The sequence below is a fragment of the Pseudomonas sp. FSL R10-0056 genome (assembly GCF_009600105.1).
GTDB classification, from domain to species: Bacteria; Pseudomonadota; Gammaproteobacteria; order Pseudomonadales; family Pseudomonadaceae; genus Aquipseudomonas; species Aquipseudomonas bubulae.
In genome coordinates this window covers 15,139-36,207 of the sequence record NZ_WIWL01000191.1, presented here as the reverse complement: position 1 = coordinate 36,207, position 21,069 = coordinate 15,139, and the positions used below count along the sequence as shown (strand labels likewise).

Genomic DNA, 21,069 nt, shown 5'->3' with positions numbered 1-21,069 from the left:
GCCTGGATTTTGAATTCTTCGGGATATCGCTGGTTGCTCATGGCACCTCCTAATGGGCCTCATTTTAAGGCTTGGAGATGTCTACGAAACTAGGGGCGATTCACGGAGCATTTTTCGTTATGGCCTATATACAAGGAGAGTCCCGCAGCCAGACCAGCCTGTTCCCGGTCGCTTTGGAGGAATTGATCCCTGAAGATCACCTCGTACGGGGCATCGACCTATATGCCGCCAAGCTGGATCTGGGCCTGATCGGCTTCGAAAAAGCCCAGCCGAAGGCCGCTGGACGCCCAGCCTATGACCCCGCCGATCACCTGAAACTCTACCTCTATGGTTATTTTCAGCGCATCCGTTCATCGCGGCGCCTGGAAGCCGAGTGCCAGCGCAACATCGAAGTGATGTGGCTGATCAACTGGCTTAAACCTGACTTAAAGGCCATCGCCGACTTCCGCAAGAACAACAAAGCTGCATTCGTCACGAAATGCCGGGCTTTTGTGCAGTTCTGCCGAACTGCCGGTTTGGTTGCCGGTGACCTGGTTGCGATCGACGGCAGTAAGTTTCAGGCAATCGCGTCCCCGGGCGTCATTTGAATCTGACTCAAGCGTCAGGACGAGAAGCTAGATAAGCGGATCGCCCAATATCTGGCTGATCTGGATGCCGCTGACGAGTCTGAGGGCGAGCAAGTTGTAGATCGCACTGCGATCAAAGCGGCCCTGGCGAGGCTTGTGGCAAGCAGCAAGCCAACCGCACTTGCCAGGCCTTGATGAAATCGATGGGGCTGGAGCAATTCAACACGCACGAAAGCGATGCCCGAATGATGCGTACCCCAAAAGGAGCGCGTGTCGCCTATAACGTGCAGGCCGCTGTCGATGCAGAATACTGCCCCATCTTGCATCACGAAGTGACGCAAGATGGTGATGACCGCAAGCGGCTTGAACCCTTTCCTAAAGCTACCAAGGCTGAACTGGGGCAGGAAGCGCTGACAGTGACAGCCGACATGGGTTACTCGAATGGCCAGCAGTTCCAAGTATGTGAGGAAGCCTCCATTACCGCGTACGTGCCGCCAAACCGAACCTCGAACCCAGGCGGAGAGACATTATTCGAGCGCAAGGACTTTACCTACGAGGCTGAACAGGATCGGTACGATGTGTTTGCTCTTGTTTAGGTAGCGCGTCTTGCTGACCATGTAACGCCAATCGGCGCTGATCAGAGCGACATCCTCCCAGCGCATTTTCACCAGTTCGCCTGGGCTAGCAGCATCACCCGCAGGCGCATTGCGGTGGTCACGGTGCTCACGTCGCGTTCATCCAGACGCAACAAGAACTGCCCCAAATCAGCCGGTCGTTCGATCGCGGGATTGCTGGTGACCACGTAGCGGATTTTGAGATCCTCGGTGTTGCTCAGCGCCACGTTGCGCTCCACCCAGCTCCTGCCCTCAGCGAGGCCGAGTACTGCGCGAATGATGGTGCGAACCCGCTTGGCCATGGCCATCGTTCGAGCACGGCGCAGCGTGCTGATGATCGAAGTGATGTGTTCAAGTCTGATTTCGGTGACAGGTTTTTCGCCTATGACCGGTAAGATGTGGTTGCGCAGTGCACCGCGAAATCCTGCAATGGATTTGTTGACCAAATCCGGAAATTTGAAGTTCATCCACTCTTCGGCCACGTAGGCGAACGTACGCGTCTCGTTGAGCAATTGCGCCTCGATCTTGGCTTTTTTGGCTTTGAATCGGTCGATGTAATTGGTCGCACTATTGCGCGCTGTCCGAGCGAGCTCACGGGCTTCCTTCAAGCCCACATACGGCTACCTGCCGATCACGAACACGTTTTCCTTACCGCGAAGGCGGTAGCTCAGTCGCCAATCCCGGGAGGGTGATCTGCCAGGCTTGAGCGACGCACGCACCTAGAGATAGAGACCCGGTACGTCGCCATCGGCGTACTTGCCTGATATGGTCAGCGAATGTATGAAGGCGTCACTGAGCTTTGGACGGAAAGCAGGCGGTTTTTCGGGCGTCATGGTGTGGTAGCGCAGGCTGGAGCCGCCGCGCTGGCGCGCATCGGCCAGGCCCATGGCCCAGCTCTCGTCGCACATGAAGAACAGTGCGCCGAGGACCTTTTTCAGCGGCAGGTGGCGCAGGTAAGGTGCCAGCGTCGCGCCCATCAGCAGGTGGCGGCTGTTGACCAGCAGGGTCATGGCGACGATCACCAGCACCGCTGGCGGCGAGGTCCACAGCTCGATGGCGGCGAACTCCGAGCCACCGCCGAAGTTGAGCCCGGTCATCAGCGCGACCGCGCCAGCGTTCAGGTCATGCTGGGACGCCTGAGCGCCCAGTACCAGGGCAAAGGGAATGAAACCCAGCAGCACCGGCAGGGCGGCCACGGCACCGCGGCGCAGTTCGCCGGGCGGCGAAAGGGTGGGGGGATTGTTCAGTACGGGTTCAAGGGCAGTCATGGTCACCTCCAGTGGAAGCGAATTATTCCAAGGGTTGGCTGGAATAGGCTTGCGTAGTTGCTAATGAGAACCCATGATTTGGCATCTGCTGCCAATATTTTCCGACCCGGAGCTCTCCATGTCCATCAAGCTCGACGCCATCGACCGCCGTATCCTGCGGGCACTGCAACGGGACGGCCGTTTGCAGAACCAGGAGCTGGCCAAGCAGGTGGGACTGTCGCCGTCCCCCTGCCTGCGGCGGGTGCGGTTGCTGGAGGAGGCGGGGGTGATCGAGCGTTATGTCGCTCTGGTCGACCCAGCCAAGGTGGCGCTGGGTCTGACCCTGTTCGTGCGCGTGTGGCTCAAGCGCCAGGACCAGGACACCACCGATGAATTCGTCGAGGCCGTGCGCCTGCTGCCCGAAGTGGTGGAGTGCCATGTGATGGCCGGTGACTGTGATTTGCTGTTGAGGGTGGTGGCGGCGGACCTGGAAGCCTACCGGCGTTTCCAGATCGCCCACCTGACCAGCCTGAGCGTGGTGCAGAACGTTAAGACCGAAGTTCCGATGGAGAAAATCAAGCTGACGACTGAGCTACCCGTATGAATGGCTGTTAGGCGCACTTGTCGTGCTGACGAACTTTGTCGGCACAATTGTTCATTTCTCGCGTCAGTTGGATTCGCACAACGACCGCTGAAACTCATCTATCAGACCATCTCTACTCCGTTGGGCCATCATGGGCTGCATTCCCCCGTAATTGCTCAAGATAGTCAGCCCATAATTATCGCGGCCTCTCGTCGTTGACTCAAAAGCTGGACGCGGGCTTATCGGCGCCGAGGGCACCTGGCATCCGATGTGACAGCGAGAGTTCCAGGACATCGATGCTCAGGTGCTTGTGGGCAATGGTTCAGTAGGTGGCACGAAAGCCGTGGGCCGTGATGTTGTATCCCGGCCAGATGCGTTGGAGGGCCCTGAGCATCGAGGTCGGATTGTTTGGGCGCCCTGGGTACACTGGTGATAGGATCTGTACTTTCCCGACAACTATTCTGCTATTGCATGTTTGGAATTTTTTCGGAGCCGATCGAGGTAGTCCGCCCAATGCTGCGCCGCTTCTCGTCGCTGCGGCAGCAACTGCGCGCGCGCATACACTGCGCCCAGAGCGCCTGGCATACGGTGGGAAAGTGACAACTCCAGCACAATCGGATCGATGCCCAAATGCTCGTGAGCGATAGTACGGTAGGTGGCGCGGAAACCGTGCGCAGTGATGCGGTATTCCGGCCAGATCCGCTGGTAGGCCTTGGCCAGGGATGTGGCGTCAACTGGATAGCCTGGGTAGACCGGCGATACAAAGACCCAGCCATTCCGCGCTTCATCCACCACCCGCCGTTCATGTAGTTCACGCAACAGCACAAGGGCTTGCTCCGGCAGTGGCACGATGTGTTTGCTCTTATCCAGATGGCGGGTTTTCCCTACTACATAGCGCCAGTCGGCGCTGACCAGGTCGACGTCTTCCCAACGCATTTTTACCAGCTCGCCGGGGCGAACCGGCAGCATGACCAGCAAGCGCATCGCAGTGCTCACGCTGCTCGGGCTGAGCTCATCCAGACGAAGCAAAAGGTGACCCAAATCGGCTGGTCGTTCGATCGCTGGATTACTGGTCACCACATGGCGAACCTTGAGCTCTTCGGTGTTGCTCAGGGCCACGTTACGTTCCACCCAGCCACGACCCTCAGCGAAACCGAGCACGGCACGGATGATGGTACGCACGCGCTTGGCCATGGCCAGTGTGCGTGCTCGGCGCAGGCTAGCGATGATCTCGATGATGTGGTCCAGTTTGATCTCGCTGACGGGAATGCTGCCGATGGTGGGCAGGATGTGATTGTTCAAAGCGCCGCGAAAGCCCGCGAGGGATTTGCTCACGAGGTCGTGCGATTTGAAGGCCAGCCACTGTTCGGCGACGTATCTGAATGTGCGTTCCTCATTAAGTAGCTGATCGGCGATTTTCTTGCGTTTGGCCTTCAGCGGGGCGACGTGATGAGCTACGTTCTGGCGCGCGGCTCGGGCCAAGTCGCGCGCGTCTTTCAAGCCAATGTCGGGATACCGACCAATCGCGTACACATTTTCCTTGCCGTTCAGCCGATACCTCATCCGCCAGTATTTTGCGGCAGGCTTGTTCGACTTCTGCGAGGCCTGAACATGTAAGTAAAGACCGGGTACCTCGCCGTCGGCGTACTTGCCGGGTTCAGCAATGGCACGCAAGTAGGCGTCGCTGAGTTTACGCCGCAATGCAGGCGTAGGGAGGGAGGTCGTCATATGCGGGTACTTTTTTTCGAAACGGAAAAAGTACCCCAAAATATACCCGCAGGTGCAATGGAAATGAGCGGAATACGACGGACGGCCTTGGACGTAAAATCTTATTAAGACACTGATTTTATTGGTGTTTGTGGATCTAGATGGAAGTCAGTCACAAGCTATCGGGATCCCCGAAAAACATCTGAATCCTTGATCGCAACCAGCGCTCCCCGGGATCGTTGTCCTGGGCGCCGCGCCAGGCCATATGCAACTCGAAGCTTTGCGTGTTCAGCGGCGGATCTTCGGCACGTACGCCCCCCGCTGCGGTAAGGGCCTCAGCCGTATAGTCGGGCACGGTGGCGATGATATCGGTCCCTGCCAGCAGGGTGCTCAGGCCATTGAACTGCGGTACGGCGAGCACCACATGACGTTTGCGGCCCATTTTTTCCAGTTCGGTATCGATAAACCCGCTCAGGTCACCGGCGAACGACACCAGTGCGTGGGGGCGTTCGCAGAAGTCGTCCAGGCTCAGGGGGCCGGGCATGGTGTCGGCACGTAACAGTTTGGGACGGCTACGGCGCAGTACTTTGCGCTTGGCGTTGGCAGGCAGGTCGCTGGTGTAGCTGACGCCCACCGAAATCTCGCCCGAGGCCAGCAGTGGCGGCATCAGTATGTAGTTGACGCGGCGGACAACCAGGACGATACCCGGTGCTTCTGCACGCAAGCGCTTGAGCAGCAGCGGCAGCAGGGCGAATTCGACATCGTCCGACAAGCCGATACGAAACACTGAGGTGCTGGTCGCCGGGTTGAACTCTGAAGCGCGGCTCACCGCCGTGGAAATCGAGTCAAGGGCAGGCGAGAGCAGGGCAAAGATCTCGATCGCCCGGGCAGTCGGCTCCATGCTGCGCCCGGTACGGACAAAAAGCGGATCGTCGAACAGATTGCGCAAGCGTGACAGCGCCGCACTGATGGCCGGCTGGCCCAGAAACAGCTTCTCGGCTGCACGGGTCACACTGCGTTCATGCATCAGGGTTTCAAAGACGATCAGCAGATTCAGATCGACGCGACGCAAGTCGTTACGGTTCATCGGGCAGGCTTCGCAGTCGGTTCAACAGGTAGTGAGGTAACGGATCTTACTGGCAAAACTGTTTTTTCGTCACTCGGTAGATTTTCTTTCTTGCTTGACTGTAGGAGGTTTAACTCCTGTTTATGGTGGTTTCCCCGGTTTTTCAGGGCTTCTGCTCGCTGTAAACCTGTCGGCGGATCAATGCCAGGCATGTCGACTATTAATGCTGTCTGTTAGTCTTGCGCACAAAGCCCGGATAAAGTCCCGTGGTATTAGCGATTAATTAGGCGAGGTTGGTAATGTCGCGCACGATCCGTTTTCACAAGTTTGGTCCGGCCGAGGTGCTCAAGTGCGAAGAGCACGAAGTCGCCGCGCCTGCTCCCGGCGAAGTGCAGGTCCGTGTTCAAGCCATTGGCATCAGCTGGTATGACGTGCTCTGGCGGCAGAACCTGGCCCCCAGCCACGCCCGTTTGCCTGCGGGTATCGGCCATGAAATGGCAGGTATCGTCACCGCCGTCGGTGCCGGGGTTGATGATCTGGCGATTGGTGACAAGGTCGCCAGCTTTCCGGGCCAGAGCGCCAATGACTACCCGACCTATGGCGAGCTGATTTTGATGCCACGCTCCACGCTGACCCGCTACCCGGACGTATTGTCTGCGGTAGAGGCCAGCGTACATTACACACCGCTGTTGATCGCCTATTTCGCATATGTCGATCTGGCCCAGGTCAAGCCCGGGCAGACCGTACTGATCACCGATGCCAGCCATTGCGCCGGTCCTTCGTTCGTGCAGTTGGGCAAGGCGATGGGCCTGAAGGTGATTGCTGCGACCAAGGACGCCAGTGAGCGCGAGTGCCTGCTGGCACTGGGTGCCGACAAGGTGATTGTCACCGAAGAGCAGGACTTGCTGATGCAGATCAACAAGATCACCGACAACAAGGGCGTGGATGTGGTGCTCGATGGTCTGGGTGGCCCGCAAATGTCAGTGCTGGGTGATGTCCTGGCGCCTCGTGGCAGCCTTGTTCTGTATGGTTTGCAAGGCGGTAACCAGACAGGGTTTCCGGGCTGTGCGTGCTTTCAGAAGAACATCAAGTTCTTCGTGCACTGCATCGGTAACTTCACTGGCAAGCCCGAGCTGGGTATCGCACAGGACGAAGAGGCGATGAAACGTGCCTTGCGTGATATCAACCAGCTAACTGCTGACCGGGTGCTCACACCGCTGGAGATCAAGGTGTTTCCTTTTGAGGACTTTGTAGAAGCCCATCGTTATATGGATGGTTGTCCGTGCCGGGGGCGAGTTGCTTTGCAAGTGTCAGCGACCTGAAGCCTGACAAGGCTGCGCAAAACTTCCCGTCTCATAAACGCGGCCCTGAACATAGTGTTCAGGGCCGCATTTTTTTGTGTCTGGCCCCAGCGGACTTTTGGATTGCTTTATCCAGAAAGAAAGTGCGACTGAAGAACATGTCATAAGAGTGCAGCATAATAAAGTATGTATTCTATTGAGTGGTTTTTGTAGGTTTGTTCCTGTGCGTATGTGCGTCTCGTCTCTTCCGGGTCCAAGAGTTGCAGTAAATCTGGGCGCGTCTAATTGGGCGTGCTGATAATAAGAAGCTCGATCCGGAGGATAATCCATGAACAACTTTCATGAACAGGCCATGGGCTTTGTGTATCAACAAGTTCTGCATCGGCTTCTGGGGTGTTTCAGTCGTCCCGAGCGCATTGCATTGCAGTTGTTGATTCAACGTTTATTAGTGGCGGCCGGTGGCGTGGAGCGCATAGGGAATTACCGGGTAATGGTGGTTCATGAGGGCGGCAAGGAGTGTGCCTATACATTGGCTTTTTTACGCGCCGCACAACTGAGTATTGCCGGGCGCTCGCCAGAGACGTTCAAGTTGCGCATTGCGATACTGCGCCAGCCACGCATGACCGCCAATGTGATGGAGCGAATTCAGACCCAGTGCAACGAGTTGTTTATCTATGAAGATATGCGTGTCGAGTTATTGATTGTCGATGAGCAGAGTACAACCAGGCTGCATAAACAGACGGTTTTCGAGAGCCTGCCTTCGGTGATGAATCGTACTCAGGTGCTGATGTCAGGACACCTGACCCAAGGCGACGCCAGAGCGACATTCTTTTATTCCGACCTGCTGGCCCGGGCCAAGCTGTACCGTCAGGCATGCAGATGGGGCGCCAGGGTGGACGCCCTGATTGACCGGCGCCCGCCCAGCCATCTGGGGCAATACGTGACGTGGATCCAGCAGGTTGCAGAGCAGCACGGGCATGCACCGCCGGGTGATGACCATGAAAGTTTTGAAAACGCAGTCAAGTTGTGCAGCAAGCTGGATGATGACTATAAAGAGTTCTTGAAATTGCCTCCCGCGTATCGGGGTGAGTTTTCTGCAATCAGTGGCGGCAGCAATGATATTGACGTGATCAATATTTTTGATTGTTTATGCCACGAAGCGGACGTGTTGAGTTCTCAGGTACTGATGTTTGTGGAGGGACCATGGAATATAAAAATGCTGGACATTGAGGAGCCGCAAGCGGCGGTCGTGTTAGTGGCTGCCCACCTCCAGGGTTTGCGTGGCACTTACCAGTACGGGGTGGAATACAGTGTCGGTGCGGATGCTTACTTGCGCCGTGCATCGCTGGAAAATCAGTGCAATGAACGGTTTAAAGGTCAATTGATAAAGAGGCTCGGCGCTTCGTTCAATACACCGAAACGAATTAGAAAGTTGCACGGTGTCGCCACTCAGTACCTGGGTGAACTGCACGGTGTCAATAATGAACAGTTGGGCTGCTTTATATGTTCGCCTTTTGTTAATAAAGCCGATGACCTGGAGTCCTTTCTACAAAACTGCTACCCCGAAAAATTGCAATACATCCACGAGTTTCGACGGGTACTGATGGACCCGGACAGCTCTTCGCAGGTCGATATCGCCTGGCTGGAGTCTGTAAGCGGACTGCCCCTTGCATCGTTGCAAGCGCTTTATCACATGGAAAAAACAGACGTGAGAACAAGCAACACCCTGATTGCCACATTGTGCGCTCACGACCCAAGCAAAAAACCCTGGCACCCAGTACTTGCGGGCTAAGGCAGGTGGTTTGGGGGCGGGTGAGTACCACCCCGGCCTGCTGGCGGGGACCCGGCGAACGCACCGCTCATCCAATAGCATTTGCCAGAGCCCCGGGCAAACTGATATCTGTACGCATATCCAGTATTCATGCTCAGTGGTTAGTTCTGCCTGTGATTTCCAATCCCCTCGAAGACCCGTTTTACTACCTGAAAAACTTCCGGCATGTGCTTGACTGGATCGCTGCCCGTTATGAAGACGTGCTGACTGTCGACGAGCAACGGTTTATCGCAGGTTTTGCCCAATTACCCGGCTCCTCGCAAGCGCTGTGGGTGCGCATGATCATGCGCAAGGGCGATCACTTCCGGGCCGGCAGGCTCAATTACCCGGAAATCGGTGATACCGCGCTGGCGGCGGCCCCCTTGCTGGCCCTTGGCTGGCTGGATAATCAGGCGCCCTTGGCCTTGGCCGACGTGTTTGACGTACTGCAAAAAGCGGAAATCCTGGCCTGTTTCAGTGCCCGTATCACGCAACCCAAGGGTAAAAAAACGGACTGGTTCGAGCAACTGGCTGCCGACTTTACCCAGCGCCAACCCCTTTCCCAATGGCATCCCGGCCTTACCGAGCCGCTTTACACCCTCAACCACCGAGCGCTGTGTGACCGCCTGCGGCTGATGTTTTTTGGCAACCTGGGGCAGAGCTGGTCCGATCTGGTACTGGCCGACCTCGGCCTGTTTACCTATGAGAAGGTCGATTTCAGCCACGAGTCCCGTGCTCTGGGGTGCCGGGCCGATATAGAGGGCTATTTGCAGCTCCATGCCTGTCGCGAGCAATTTGAGCTCAGTGGCGATGCCGCTGCCGTGCTGCAACAGGTGCTCGACTACCAGGCAGGCAACCGCTGGCTGCAACGGCGCCGCGGGCGCTTGTTGTTTCAGCTGGGTCAGCATCTGGAGCGGGCAGGGGATCTGACGCGGGCACTGGAGGTCTATCAGCACAGCCTGCACCCCGAGGCACGCCAGCGCAGCATTCGCGTGCTCGAACGTCAGGCGCACTATGCACCGGCATTGCAGCTGGCCGAAGACGCGCAACAGGCCCCACTGACTGATGCCGAGCTTCAGCATCTGCGACGAATCATCCCGCGCTTGCGCCGCAAGCTGGGCTTGGCGCCATTGCCCGTGGCCCAGGCAATGGCGCCCGACCGGCTCGACCTGAGCCTGCCACGGGACGAAGCGGCCAGTGTCGAGCTAATGGCTGCCGCGCACTTGCACAGCGCTGCAGCGCCTGTGCATTACGTGGAAAACACCCTGGTTAACGGGCTCTTCGGTCTGCTGTGTTGGCCGGCGATTTTCGCACCCTTGCCGGGCGCCTTTTTTCACCCGTATCAGAGTGGTCCGGCAGACATGCTGGAAGATGATTTCTATCAGCAGCGTGCCGACAGGTTCGAGGCTTGCCTGGCGCAGCTCGATGATGGCCGTTACCTGACCACTATCCGCGACACCTATGCTGCCAAATTTGGCGTGCAGTCTAACTTCGTGGCCTGGAATCACCTGAATCAGAACCTGCTGGAAGAGGCATTACGGTGTTTGCCCCCTGCGCACTTGAAACTTTGGTTTCGGCGTCTGTTGCTGGATATCAGGGCCAATCGCAGCGGTATGCCCGACCTGATCCAGTTTTTTTCGGCGCAACACACCTATCGCATGATTGAGGTCAAAGACCCGGGTGACCGTCTGCAGGACAACCAACTGCGCTGGCTGGCCTTTTGTGAAGAGCACGGGATGCCGGTGACCGTGTGTTATGTGCAATGGCAGGAGCTGCAAGGGTGAATTATCGCGTTGCAGTGCGTGCCTTGTGTGAATTCACCGCCAAGACTGGCGATCTGGACTTGCGATTTACCCCTTCGCCCACGGCGCAACAGGGCATAGCCGGGCATCGCACGGTTGCCTCGCGGCGCAGCCCGGAGTATCAGGCGGAGCTGAGCCTGGAAGGACAGTTCGGCGCCTTGAGCGTTCGCGGTCGTGCAGACGGTTATGACCCCGCGGCCAATGTCCTGGAAGAAGTGAAAACCTTTCGCGGCGAATTCACTGCAATACCGGCCAACCACCGTCAACTGCATTGGGCTCAGGCCCGGGTCTATGGCTGGTTATTGTGCCAGAGCCTGCAGTTGCCACAGGTTGACCTGGCGCTGGTGTATTTTGACATTATCAGTGAAAAGGAAACCCGCCTGCAGGAAACCTGGTCAGCATCGGACCTGCAGCAATTTTTCGAGCTGCAATGCGGGCTGTTCCTGGCCTGGGCCGAGCAGGAAATGGCCCATCGTGCAGCCAGGAATGCTGCCGCCCGTGCCCTGGCCTTTCCCCATGAGCAGTTTCGAACCGGGCAGCGGGCTTTGGCAGAAGCGGTATACAAGACCGTCAGCACCGGGCGCTGCCTGATGGCCCAGGCACCTACCGGGATCGGCAAAACCATCGGTACCCTGTTTCCGTTGCTCAAGGCCATGCCCGGCCAGCAGCTCGACAAGCTGCTGTTTCTGACGGCCAAGACGCCGGGGCGCAAACTCGCCCTCGATGCGATTCAGGTGCTTTTTCCCAAGGGGCAGGACGCTCCGTTACGGGTGCTGGAGCTGGTGGCGCGAGACAAGGCCTGTGAATACCCGCAAAACGCCTGCAATGGTGACTCTTGCCCTCTGGCCAGAGGCTTCTACGATCGTTTACCCGCTGCGCGAAGGGCTGCGATTGGCCAAACCCCCCTCGATCAGAAGAGCCTGCGCAATGTCGCGTTGGAGCACGAGGTCTGTCCTTATTACCTGAGTCAGGAGATGGCGCGCTGGGCTGATCTGGTGATTGCCGATTACAACTATTACTTCGACTTCAGTGCCTTGCTTTATGGTCTGGCCCAGGCCAACCAATGGCGGGTCGGGACCCTGGTGGATGAAGCCCATAACCTGGTCGAGCGGGCGCGCGGGATGTACAGCGCAAGCCTCGATCAGCAGACCCTCAACAGCGTACGGCACACGGCTCCGGCACCGCTGGACAAACCCTTCATACGCCTTGACCGCGAATGGAGTGCCCTGCACAAGGCGCAGGCGGGCCCCTATCAGGCATACCCGCAACTGCCAGCCAAATGGCTGAATGCCTTGTCTTCCTGCATCACCGCCATAGGCGATTACCTCAACGATCACCCCCATGGGCTGGCGGGAAACCTGCAGGCGTTCTACTTCGAAGCCTTGCAGTTCAATCGGGTGGCGGAGTTGTTCGATGACAATTTCCTGTTCGACGTTAGCCTGGTTGAAGGCGGCAAGCGCCGCCTCTCGCAACTCAATCTGCGCAACATTGTGCCTGCCGGTTTTATCGGCCCGCGTCTGGCGAGTGCTCACAGCAATGTGCTGTTTTCTGCCACCCTCAGCCCGCAAACCTATTACGCCAATCTGTTGGGCTTGCCGGAGGATGCGCTATGGATGGATGTCGAATCGCCATTTGGCGCCGAGCAACTGGACGTGCAGGTGGTGAGCCGCATATCCACCCGTTTTGTCCATCGTCAGGCTTCGCTGGAGCCGATTGTGGAGCTGATTGCCAGGCAGTTCGGCCAGCGTCCGGGCAACTATCTGGCGTTTTTCAGCAGTTTTGATTATATGCAACAGGTTGCCGAACTACTGGCCGAGCGCCATCCGTCGATATCACGATGGCTGCAGGCACGACGAATGGACGAAGCAGCACGTCAGGACTTTCTCGACCAGTTCACCCTGACCAGTCAGGGCGTTGGTTTTGCCGTGCTGGGCGGGGCATTCGGTGAAGGCATTGATTTGCCTGGCGCGCGGCTGATTGGTGCTTTTGTCGCCACCCTCGGTCTGGCCCAGTTGAATCCGGTCAATGAACAGATCAAACAGCGCATGGCGGCACGGTTTGGCGCCGGTTATGACTACACCTACCTTTATCCGGGTGTGCAGAAAGTGGTGCAGGCCGCCGGCCGGGTAATTCGCACCCAGAACGATCAGGGGACGCTGTTTCTGATTGATGACCGTTTTGCCGAGCCGAAGGTGCAGCAACTGCTGCCGCGCTGGTGGCGACTGCAGTGAACGAAATCTCGAGTACCCCAAACCCTGTCTTCGAGGGTGCCGTCAGAGGGCAGGGGGCTGTTCAGTCGCGGTAAAAGACTTGCACCAAGTGATAGCCGAACTTGCTCTTGACCGGGCCATGCACCACCCGCAGCGGTTTTTTGAAGATGATCTGGTCAATGATGCCAACCATCTGCCCGGGCCTCACTTCGCCCAGATCGCCGCCGCGTTTGCCTGACGGGCAGGTGGAGAATTTTTTCGCCAGCACATCGAAGGCTTCGCCTTTGGCGATGCGTTGTTTGAGCGATTCGGCCTCTTCGGCTGTTTTCACCAAAATATGGCGGGCTTGAGCTTTCATGTGATCTGTACCTTGGAACAGTGGGGCATAGTGCGCGGGCGCGGATTATGCCTGAGTTTTCGCCTCCGGGTGATGATGGCGCGGCAGGTACAAGCACACACGGGTGCCGCATCCGCTCAGGCTGTTGATGCTGACATGCCCGCCGGACTGCTGGGCAAAGCCGTAAATCATCGATAGCCCAAGCCCGGTTCCCTGGCCCACGGGCTTGGTGGTGAAAAACGGGTCAAAGGCCCTGGCGAGGACCCGCGGGCTCATACCGGTGCCGTTGTCACTGACCTCGAGCATGACGTAATCCCCGGAGCTGACTGATTCCAGAGTGCCGAGATCGCTGGCATTGAGGTAATGATTGGCGGTTTTGACCACCAGGGTGCCACCGTCGGGCATCGCATCCCGGGCATTGATCATCAGATTGAGCAGGGCACTTTCGAGCTGGCCGCTGTCAGTATTGACCGGCCAGATGTTTTGCCCCAGTTCCAGGATCAGGTCGATATTCGCGCCTTTGCTGCTGCTGAACAATTCCTGCAGTGATTTCACCAGCTGATTGGGGTCCAGCGGCTTGCGATCCAGCGACTGGCGACGGGAGAACGTCAGCAAGCGGTTGGTCAGCGCGGCGGCGCGCTGCGCTGAGTTGACGGCGGCATCGGCAAAACGCTCGACCTCGTCAATACGGCCTGCCGCGATGTAGCGTTTCATCAGGTCCAGGCTGGCGATAATGCCAGTGAGCATATTGTTGAAATCATGGGCGATGCCGCCCGTCAATTGCCCTACCGCCTCCATTTTTTGCCCGTGGCGCAGGGCTTCCTCAGCACGGGCCCGCTCCTGTATCTCGAGCTGCAATTGCATATTGGCCTCGGCCAATGCCCGGGTACGCTCGGCCACACGCTCCTCAAGGGTTTCGTTAAGCTCAAGCAAAGCTTGTTCGGTGGCGCTGGCCTGCAAGCGTTGGTGGCGCCTTGAACTCTTGATTGGCATGGTAGGTCCTGAATTTGAATCTGTAAGTCGGTCTGTTTAAGGCCGCATACCGGTACAAGGCTGTCAGCCTTGCTGCAAAGCCCGGTCTTGACCGTGCGACTAAGGTCGAATGAGGCTCCAGCTTAGCCTTTCGTACAATTGCGCCCCTTTTTTTGATTGAGGACGCTCACTTTGTATCCGAGCGTGTCTTCGGTCGTTTTCACCCTGCCAATGATTGGCTGCTGGAGCTTGTACATGGTTCATCCTTTTTCATTGTTGGCGCATCGCCGGGTAGCACACTTGGGCGCGCTGGCAGTGTGTGCCGGCTTTGCCGCACCGTCACAGGCCGGCGGCTTTTTTGAAGACAGCAGCGCCAGACTGGAAGCACGTACGGTGTACTTCAATCGCGATTTTCGCGATGGTAGCAGCTCAAACCCCCAGGGCGCCTCCAAGCGCGATGAAACGGCGCAAGGGTTTATCCTCAATCTGCAATCGGGCTATACCGAGGGCACCGTCGGTTTTGGCCTGGATGCACTGGGCATGCTGGGCCTGAAGCTGGATTCCAGCCCGGCCGACAGCAATAGTGGCCTGCTGCCTTCGACCGGCAGCGACCCGCGTCGTTCCAAGGATCAGTACGCCAAATTTGGCCTGACAGCAAAAATGCGCGTATCCGACACCGTGCTCAAATACGGCGCGCTGCTGCCTGATCTGCCGTTGCTCAAATACAATGATGGCCGTTTACTGCCAAACATGTTCAATGGCGCCATGCTGGTATCCCAGGAAATCAGGGATCTCAAGTTCATGGCCTCGCGCCTTGACCGTTATACCGCCCGGGACTCCACCGACTCCCAGGACCTGCGCCTGAACTGCAAAAACAAGCGTTATGGCTGCAATATCACCGCTGATCACTTCAGCATGTATGGTCTGGACTACAAGGTTAACGAGCATCTGACTGCGCAATACCACTACGGTGAATTGCAGGATATCTATCGCCAGCAGTTTGTCGGTTTGCAGGCCAATCAACCGGTCGGTCCGGGTGTGTTGTCCGCCGATGTGCGCTTGCTGAAAAGTGATGACTCGGGTTCGGCCAAAGCTGGCACTATCGACAACCGCGCATTGGGCGCCATGCTCGGCTATGCACTGGGCGGGCACAAGATCAGTGCTGGCTGGCAGCGCATGAACGGCGATACTTCAATGCCGTACCTGGATGGCAGCAACCCGTATCTGGTCAACTACCTGCAGGTCAACGACTTTGCCAACGCTCAGGAGCGTTCCTGGCAACTGCGTTACGACTACGACTTCAAGGCCATCGGCATCGACGGTCTGTCGTTCCTGGCCCGTTATGTCAACGGCGACCATATCAAGGTGGTGGGCAGCAGCGAAGAGGGCAAGGAGTGGGAGCGTGACAGCGAGCTGAAATACATCGTGCAAAGCGGTACGTTCAAGGACGTCAGCCTGCGCTTGCGTAATGCCACCTACCGCACCAACTACTCCCAGTTTGCCCGTGACGTGGATGAGACCCGTTTGATCGTCAGCTATAACCTGTCGATCTGGTAAGGGCTGTAGCCGCTGAGGAGCGAAGCGAGGCGGCGATGGGTTGCGCAGCGACCCTGAAATATTGAAGGTCCTGCGGCCCTTATCGCTGCCTCGTTCGCTCCTCTGCGGCTACAACGGTTATAGCAGCTGTTCGCGGTAGGGCAGGTCCGGGCCGGTTTTACTGCAGGTCAGGGCTGCGGCACGGCTGGCGAAGTCGAGCAGGGCGTCCAGTTGCACCGCACTCAGGCCCTGTATGCCTTTGATCGAGTCCAGCCCATGCCCGGTCAACCATGCAATCACTGCGGCCTGGAAGGTATCCCCCGCGCCCACGGTATCGGCTACATCCACCAGGCTGGCGGGCACCGAACGCTGGCCATGTTCGCGACTGAACACACTGGCGCCCTGGCTGCCCCGGGTTAAAAACACCAGTTGGCAACGATGGTTGAGCCATGACCGGGCGATCTGCTGCGCGTCCTGTCCCGGGTACAGCAGCTCCAGGTCTTCATCGCTGACCTTGATCACATCGGCATAGGGGATCAGTTCCTTGATCCGCTGACGCCAGCGTTCGATGTCCGGCTCTGGATTAAGGCGCACATTGGGGTCAAGGCTGATCAGCCGTTGCCCGCTCTCGCGCTTGACCAGTGCCAGCAACGTATCGCCCACCGGCTGCACCACCAACGAAAAAGACCCCACATGCACACCCCGCACCTCGGGCCCCAGCAGCGGCAGGTGATGGGCGTGCAATTGCCGGTCGGCGCAGCCTTCACCGCGAAAGCTGTAGGCGGGCGAGCCGTTGGCATCCAGCGCGACCATGGCCAGCGTGGTGGGCGCGTCCAGATCATGCAGGTATCGCGTGCTCACGCCTTCATTCACCAGCACCTGTTTCAGCCGCTGGCCCAGGTAGTCGGTCGACAGCCCGGCAAACAGTGCCGTGTCGACGCCCAGGCGGCGCAGGCCCACCGCCACGTTGAAGGGTGAGCCGCCGGCAATGGCCTTGAAGTCCACCTGGCCCGTCGGCGTACTCTCAGGCGACCGGGCAAAAAAATCGAATAAGGCTTCTCCGCATACCAGATACATAACATTTACTCGGTTAAGGCTGCGACCTGTAGTCGGTAGCGTTGATAGAAGTGCTCGTAGGCCCGGACGTTATCGGCCTCGGGCCGGGTTTCACCCGCAGGATCCAGGCGCACGCAACGCCGGCACAGATCAGCCAGTGTCGGTGAGTCAGCAGCCACACACCAGGCAGCCTGAATTGCAGCCCCCAGTGCGGCTGCTTCGCTCTGCTCAGGGCAGACTACCGGGGTGGCCATGATATCGGCCACTAACTGGCGCCACAGGGGGCTTTTTGAACCGCCGCCTACCAGGCGGATGACGTGGCTTTGCAGGCCGTTGCGGCGCAGCAGATCGAGGCCGTAGCGCAAGCCATAGGTGGTGCCTTCAATGGCTGCGCGGCACAGATTGGCCTGGGTCATGTTGGTCAGTGTAAGGCCCTGAAAATTTCCGGTGGCATCGGGCAGGGCAGGCACCCGCTCGCCGTTGAGGAAGGGCAGCAGACTGACGCCCTCTGCGCCTGCGGGTGCCTGCCTGGCCATATGGTTGAAACCCTCCAGAGACAAGCCGAACAGCTCGCGCACGGCACCGGTGACATTGGTCAGGTTCAGGGTACAGATCAGCGGCAGCCAGCCGCCGGTGCTCGAGCAGAAGTTGGCCACTGAGGCCTCAGGGCGGGCCTGTGGCTGCGGGTCAAAGGCATACACCGTACCCGACGAGCCCAGGCTCATGGTGATGATTCCGGGTTCGATATTGCCGGTGCCAATGGCTGCCATCATATTGTCGCCGCCCCCGCTGGAAACCACGGCATCGGGGTTCAGTCCCAGCAACTGCGCGATAAGCGGGCGGATACGCCCGACCGGTTGGCGGGGCTCGATCAGCTCGGGCAGCGCCTGCTCCAGATGGCCGTCGGGATCGATATGATGCAACAGTTCGCGATCCCACTGGCGAGTGCGCACGTTGAAATAACCGGTGCCGGACGCATCACCGTATTCGCTGCAGCAGCGTCCGGTCAGCCAGAAATTCAGGTAGTCATGGGGTAACAGGATATGGGCAGTGCGTGCCAAAATCTGAGGATGATGGTGTTTTGTCCAGAGCAGCTTGGAGACCGTGTAGCCTGGCGCGATCACCAGGCCCAGCCGCTCCAGGGAGCCGGTTTCGCCGCCCAGCCATTCTAACAGTTGGTTGTTTTCGCCAGTTGACTCGGTGTCACACCACAGTTTGGCCGGGCGCAATACATCGCCTTGGCTATCGAGCAGCACCAGCCCGTGTTGTTGTGCGGACACGCCTATGCCCTGAATCTGCTGGCCGCTGATGCCGGCTTGGGTCAGGGCCTGGCGGGTGGCGTGTTGCAATGCATCCAGCCATTGCCCGGGATCCTGCTCGCGCCGCCCCTGTGCGCCCTGGATTAACGTGTGTGGGGCGCTGCCCAGCCCGAGCACCTGGCCGGACTCGCTGTCGAGGATCAGGGCCTTGGTGCCCTGGGTGCCGCAATCGATGCCCAGGTATAAGTGGGTTGTGCTCATGGGAACCTGCTCTTAGCCAGATCAAAAGCCTCTAACAGACCCTTTCCGCAGGGATAAGGGACTGATCGGGGATAACGGTGCACTTGCGACTGCTCAATTCAGCACCCTCTGCCAGAGAGGGCTGGGTGGGCTTCAAAGATGAAGCAGATTTTCCAGGGTTTTGCTCACCCCGACATCACGCAAGCTGTTCAGGCACCACTCGAACGCAGCCACAAACTCGGCAGACCGGGGAATGGCGCCGCCAAAGATCTCTTCAACGCTCAATAATCGCTGCACGATCAACTCATCATCCGCCACCAGGGCCTGACAAAACTCCGCTCGCGGGTCGGGAATGGCATAGTGCAGCCCATTTTCATCAACTCCCTTGAGATACAGCGCCCAGGCTGCAACCACCAGTGCCGCACGTTTCAACTCGCCACCATCGCTGATCAGCCGGTTGATGGCAGGCACGGTGAACTTGGGAAGCTTCGACGAGCCATCCGAGCACACGCGCTCCAACTGGTCGGCAATGGCCTGATTGGAAAAGCGTTCCACCAGGGTGTTCTTGTAGGCCGTCAGGTCAATGCCGGGCACCGGCGCCAGTTGCGGCGTTACGTCCTGATCCATGTAGGCACGCATATACGTCACGAACAGGGGATCGCCCATGGTTTCGTGAACAAACCGATAGCCCTTGAGGAACCCCAGGTACGTCAATGCCAGATGACTGCCATTGAGCAGTTTGATTTTCATCTCTTCATAAGGCGTGACGTCGTCGGTGAGCTGTACGCCCACGGTTTCCCATGCCGGGCGGCCGCAGGCAAATTTGTCTTCGAGTACCCACTGGATAAACGGCTCGCAGACCACCGGCCAGGCGTCGTCTATACCCAGTTGGTCATGCAGTTGCAAACGATGGGCGTTACTGGTCATGGGCGTGATGCGATCCACCATGGCATTTGGAAAGCTGACATTGGCAGCGATCCAATCATGTAGTTCAGCACCGCGCAGCGCGGCAAAAGCCAGCAGGGCCTTGCGCGCGACAGCGCCGTTGTGGGGCAGGTTATCGCAGGACATCAGGGTAAAGCCCCGGATACCGCTGGCCTGGCGTCGGGCCAGGGCGGCGCATAGCACACCAAACACGGTTGTCGGTGCTTCGGGGTGGGTGAGGTCGTGCTGGATCTGTGGCAGTGCAGACATAAATTCGCCGCTGCTGTCATCGATGCAATAGCCGCCCTCGGTGATGGTCAGCGAAACGATGCGAATGGCCGGGCTGGCCAGCTTGTCGATCAGTGCATTGATGCCGTCTTCGGCCAGCAGCATGCCGCTGATAGAGCCGATGATGCGGCTTTGGGTGTCGTCGCTGTCGCCCAGTTCGAACAGGGTATAGAGGTAGTCTTGACCGGCCAGAGCGTCGCGCACCTTGCGGTCTTCGCCCCGCAGACCGATGCCGCAGATGCTCCAGTCCAGATCCTGGCCCCGGTTCATCAGGGCATCGGTGTAGTACGCCTGGTGGGCGCGATGAAATCCGCCCACGCCGATGTGGGCAATGCCCTGCCGGGTATCGCTGCCAAGGTAGGTGGGTTTGGCCACCAGGTTGGTAAGGGTGTCGAGGTTTCGGCGATTGAGTTTCATGGGGCAATCTCGTGGGTTCAGGCAGCTGCGCGCAATGGACGGGTCAGGGCCAGGCCCCCGGCATCGAATAAATGGCAATGTTCACTGTCCAGGTGCAACTGCAACTGCTCGCCATAGCGGCTGGCCATATCACCGCGCACGCGCATGGTCAGCGGTTCACCGCAGGCAGTATTGACGTGGCAATAGGTGTCGCTGCCCAAGCGCTCGCCGACATCGGCAGTCACGCTCAGGGTGCACTCACCGGGTTTGGCCAGGTTCAGGTGCTCCGGACGAATGCCCAGGGTGACCGGGCTGCCCAGGCTCAGCGCAGGGCTGCTCAGGGGTAACTGGATACGGGCGCCAGCGTCCAGCTCGACTTCGCAACCCTGGCTGTCAACGCGGCTGATCCGGCCTTTCAAAAAGCCCATTTTCGGTGTGCCGAGAAAGCCTGCAACAAACAGGTTGGCGGGGTGGTGATACAGCTCCAGCGGTGAGCCAACCTGTTCGATCCTGCCGCCATTGAGCACCACCACCTTGTCGGCCAGGGTCATGGCTTCGACCTGATCGTGGGTCACGTAGATCATGGTTGCTTGCAGTTCCTGATGCAGGCGTGCCAGTTCCAGACGCATTTGCACCCGCAGCGCGGCATCGAGGTTGGACAACGGCTCATCAAACAGGAAGATCTTGGGGTTGCGAACAATCGCCCGGCCAATGGCCACGCGCTGACGCTGACCACCGGACAGGTGTTTGGGCTTGCGCTCAAGTAAGGGTGCCAGTTCCAGAATGCGGGCGGCTTCGTTGACCTTTTTTGCCACTTCGGCCTTGGGCACGCCTGCCAGGTCGAGGGCAAACGACATATTTTTGCGCACGCTCATATGCGGGTACAGAGCGTAGGTCTGAAATACCATGGCCAGATCGCGCTTGGCCGGGCTGACTTGAGTGATATCGCGCCCGTCCAGCTCGATGGTGCCGTCCGTCACTTCCTCAAGCCCGGCAATCAGGCGCAGCAGTGTGGATTTACCGCAGCCCGACGGCCCGACAAATACCACGAACTCACGGTCGTTGACCTCAAGATCAATGCCTTTGATGATCGAGAAACCTTCAAAGCCCTTGTGCAGATTGTTGATTCTCAGGTTGGCCATAGTGGGCCTCCAA

At 58.4% G+C, this 21,069-nt stretch carries 13 protein-coding genes and 5 pseudogenes; 7 read left to right on the top strand and 11 right to left on the bottom strand.

What is annotated here, in order from left to right:
- Positions 1–119: 119 nt before the first annotated feature.
- Positions 120–1,141 (top strand): annotated as a pseudogene (locus GHO42_RS16260) (transposase); the annotation flags it as partial.
- On the opposite strand, the pseudogene GHO42_RS16255 reads toward GHO42_RS16260, so the two are convergent.
- Positions 1,133–2,013, bottom strand: a pseudogene (locus tag GHO42_RS16255) (tyrosine-type recombinase/integrase); the annotation flags it as partial. The pseudogenes GHO42_RS16260 and GHO42_RS16255 sit on opposite strands and share 9 nt — an antisense overlap.
- 51 nt (positions 2,014–2,064) lie before the next feature.
- A pseudogene (locus GHO42_RS16250) lies at positions 2,065–2,448 on the bottom strand (AzlC family ABC transporter permease); the annotation flags it as partial.
- A 118-nt stretch (positions 2,449–2,566) separates the two neighbouring features.
- Between GHO42_RS16250 and GHO42_RS16245 the strand changes: the two are divergent.
- Positions 2,567–3,031 (top strand): Lrp/AsnC family transcriptional regulator, encoded by a 465-nt coding sequence (locus GHO42_RS16245; protein ID WP_080641099.1) that lies wholly within the window; start codon positions 2,567–2,569, stop codon positions 3,029–3,031.
- Positions 3,032–3,143: 112 nt separating this feature from the next.
- On the opposite strand, the pseudogene GHO42_RS26155 reads toward GHO42_RS16245, so the two are convergent.
- From GHO42_RS26155 to GHO42_RS16235, 3 genes and pseudogenes are all read right to left on the bottom strand, one after another.
- A pseudogene (locus GHO42_RS26155) lies at positions 3,144–3,365 on the bottom strand (integrase); the annotation flags it as partial.
- 101 nt (positions 3,366–3,466) lie between these two features.
- Positions 3,467–4,738 (bottom strand): integrase arm-type DNA-binding domain-containing protein, encoded by a 1,272-nt coding sequence (locus GHO42_RS16240; protein ID WP_153326065.1) that lies wholly within the window; start codon positions 4,736–4,738, stop codon positions 3,467–3,469.
- Positions 4,739–4,889: 151 nt separating this feature from the next.
- The gene (locus GHO42_RS16235; protein ID WP_133144574.1) at positions 4,890–5,804 is read right to left on the bottom strand and encodes a LysR family transcriptional regulator; all 915 of its coding nucleotides are present in this window, start codon (positions 5,802–5,804) and stop codon (positions 4,890–4,892) included.
- Positions 5,805–6,082: 278 nt separating this feature from the next.
- Here GHO42_RS16235 and GHO42_RS16230 point away from each other — a divergent pair, with 278 nt between their 5' ends.
- The 4 genes from GHO42_RS16230 (at position 6,083) to GHO42_RS16215 (ending at position 12,927) form a co-directional block, all read left to right on the top strand.
- Positions 6,083–7,105 (top strand): zinc-dependent alcohol dehydrogenase family protein, encoded by a 1,023-nt coding sequence (locus tag GHO42_RS16230; protein WP_095017976.1) that lies wholly within the window; start codon positions 6,083–6,085, stop codon positions 7,103–7,105.
- Positions 7,106–7,436: 331 nt separating this feature from the next.
- Entirely contained in the window at positions 7,437–8,876 is a 1,440-nt protein-coding gene (locus GHO42_RS16225) for a hypothetical protein (protein WP_232527587.1), read from the top strand.
- A gap of 152 nt (positions 8,877–9,028) precedes the next feature.
- On the top strand, positions 9,029–10,678 hold the full coding sequence (locus tag GHO42_RS16220) for a VRR-NUC domain-containing protein (protein ID WP_178126929.1): 1,650 nt from the start codon (positions 9,029–9,031) through the stop codon (positions 10,676–10,678).
- Positions 10,675–12,927, top strand: a complete 2,253-nt coding sequence (locus GHO42_RS16215) for an ATP-dependent DNA helicase (protein WP_133144576.1) — start codon at positions 10,675–10,677, stop codon at positions 12,925–12,927. The genes GHO42_RS16220 and GHO42_RS16215 overlap by 4 nt, the downstream gene beginning before the upstream one ends.
- A gap of 61 nt (positions 12,928–12,988) precedes the next feature.
- On the opposite strand, the gene GHO42_RS16210 is transcribed toward GHO42_RS16215, so the two are convergent.
- Both GHO42_RS16210 and GHO42_RS16205 read right to left on the bottom strand, forming a co-directional pair.
- Positions 12,989–13,264 carry a peptidylprolyl isomerase gene (locus tag GHO42_RS16210; protein WP_083369510.1) on the bottom strand — a complete coding sequence of 92 codons (276 nt, stop codon included), beginning with the start codon at positions 13,262–13,264 and terminating at the stop codon, positions 12,989–12,991.
- 72 nt (positions 13,265–13,336) lie between these two features.
- Positions 13,337–14,188, bottom strand: a pseudogene (locus tag GHO42_RS16205) (sensor histidine kinase); the annotation flags it as partial.
- A 282-nt stretch (positions 14,189–14,470) separates the two neighbouring features.
- Here GHO42_RS16205 and GHO42_RS16200 point away from each other — a divergent pair.
- Positions 14,471–15,772 carry an OprD family porin gene (locus GHO42_RS16200; RefSeq protein WP_133144577.1) on the top strand — a complete coding sequence of 434 codons (1,302 nt, stop codon included), beginning with the start codon at positions 14,471–14,473 and terminating at the stop codon, positions 15,770–15,772.
- 117 nt (positions 15,773–15,889) lie between these two features.
- Here the strand turns inward: GHO42_RS16200 and GHO42_RS16195 are convergent, their stop codons facing one another.
- The 4 genes from GHO42_RS16195 to GHO42_RS16180 form a co-directional block, all read right to left on the bottom strand.
- Positions 15,890–16,828 (bottom strand): carbohydrate kinase, encoded by a 939-nt coding sequence (locus tag GHO42_RS16195; protein WP_133144578.1) that lies wholly within the window; start codon positions 16,826–16,828, stop codon positions 15,890–15,892.
- A 5-nt stretch (positions 16,829–16,833) separates the two neighbouring features.
- Complete coding sequence (gene xylB / locus GHO42_RS16190; RefSeq protein WP_133144579.1) at positions 16,834–18,327, bottom strand: xylulokinase; 1,494 nt, start codon at positions 18,325–18,327, stop codon at positions 16,834–16,836.
- Positions 18,328–18,459: 132 nt separating this feature from the next.
- Positions 18,460–19,935 (bottom strand): mannitol dehydrogenase family protein, encoded by a 1,476-nt coding sequence (locus GHO42_RS16185; protein ID WP_095000300.1) that lies wholly within the window; start codon positions 19,933–19,935, stop codon positions 18,460–18,462.
- 17 nt (positions 19,936–19,952) lie between these two features.
- Positions 19,953–21,056 (bottom strand): ABC transporter ATP-binding protein, encoded by a 1,104-nt coding sequence (locus tag GHO42_RS16180; protein WP_153326061.1) that lies wholly within the window; start codon positions 21,054–21,056, stop codon positions 19,953–19,955.
- Positions 21,057–21,069 lie beyond the last annotated feature (13 nt).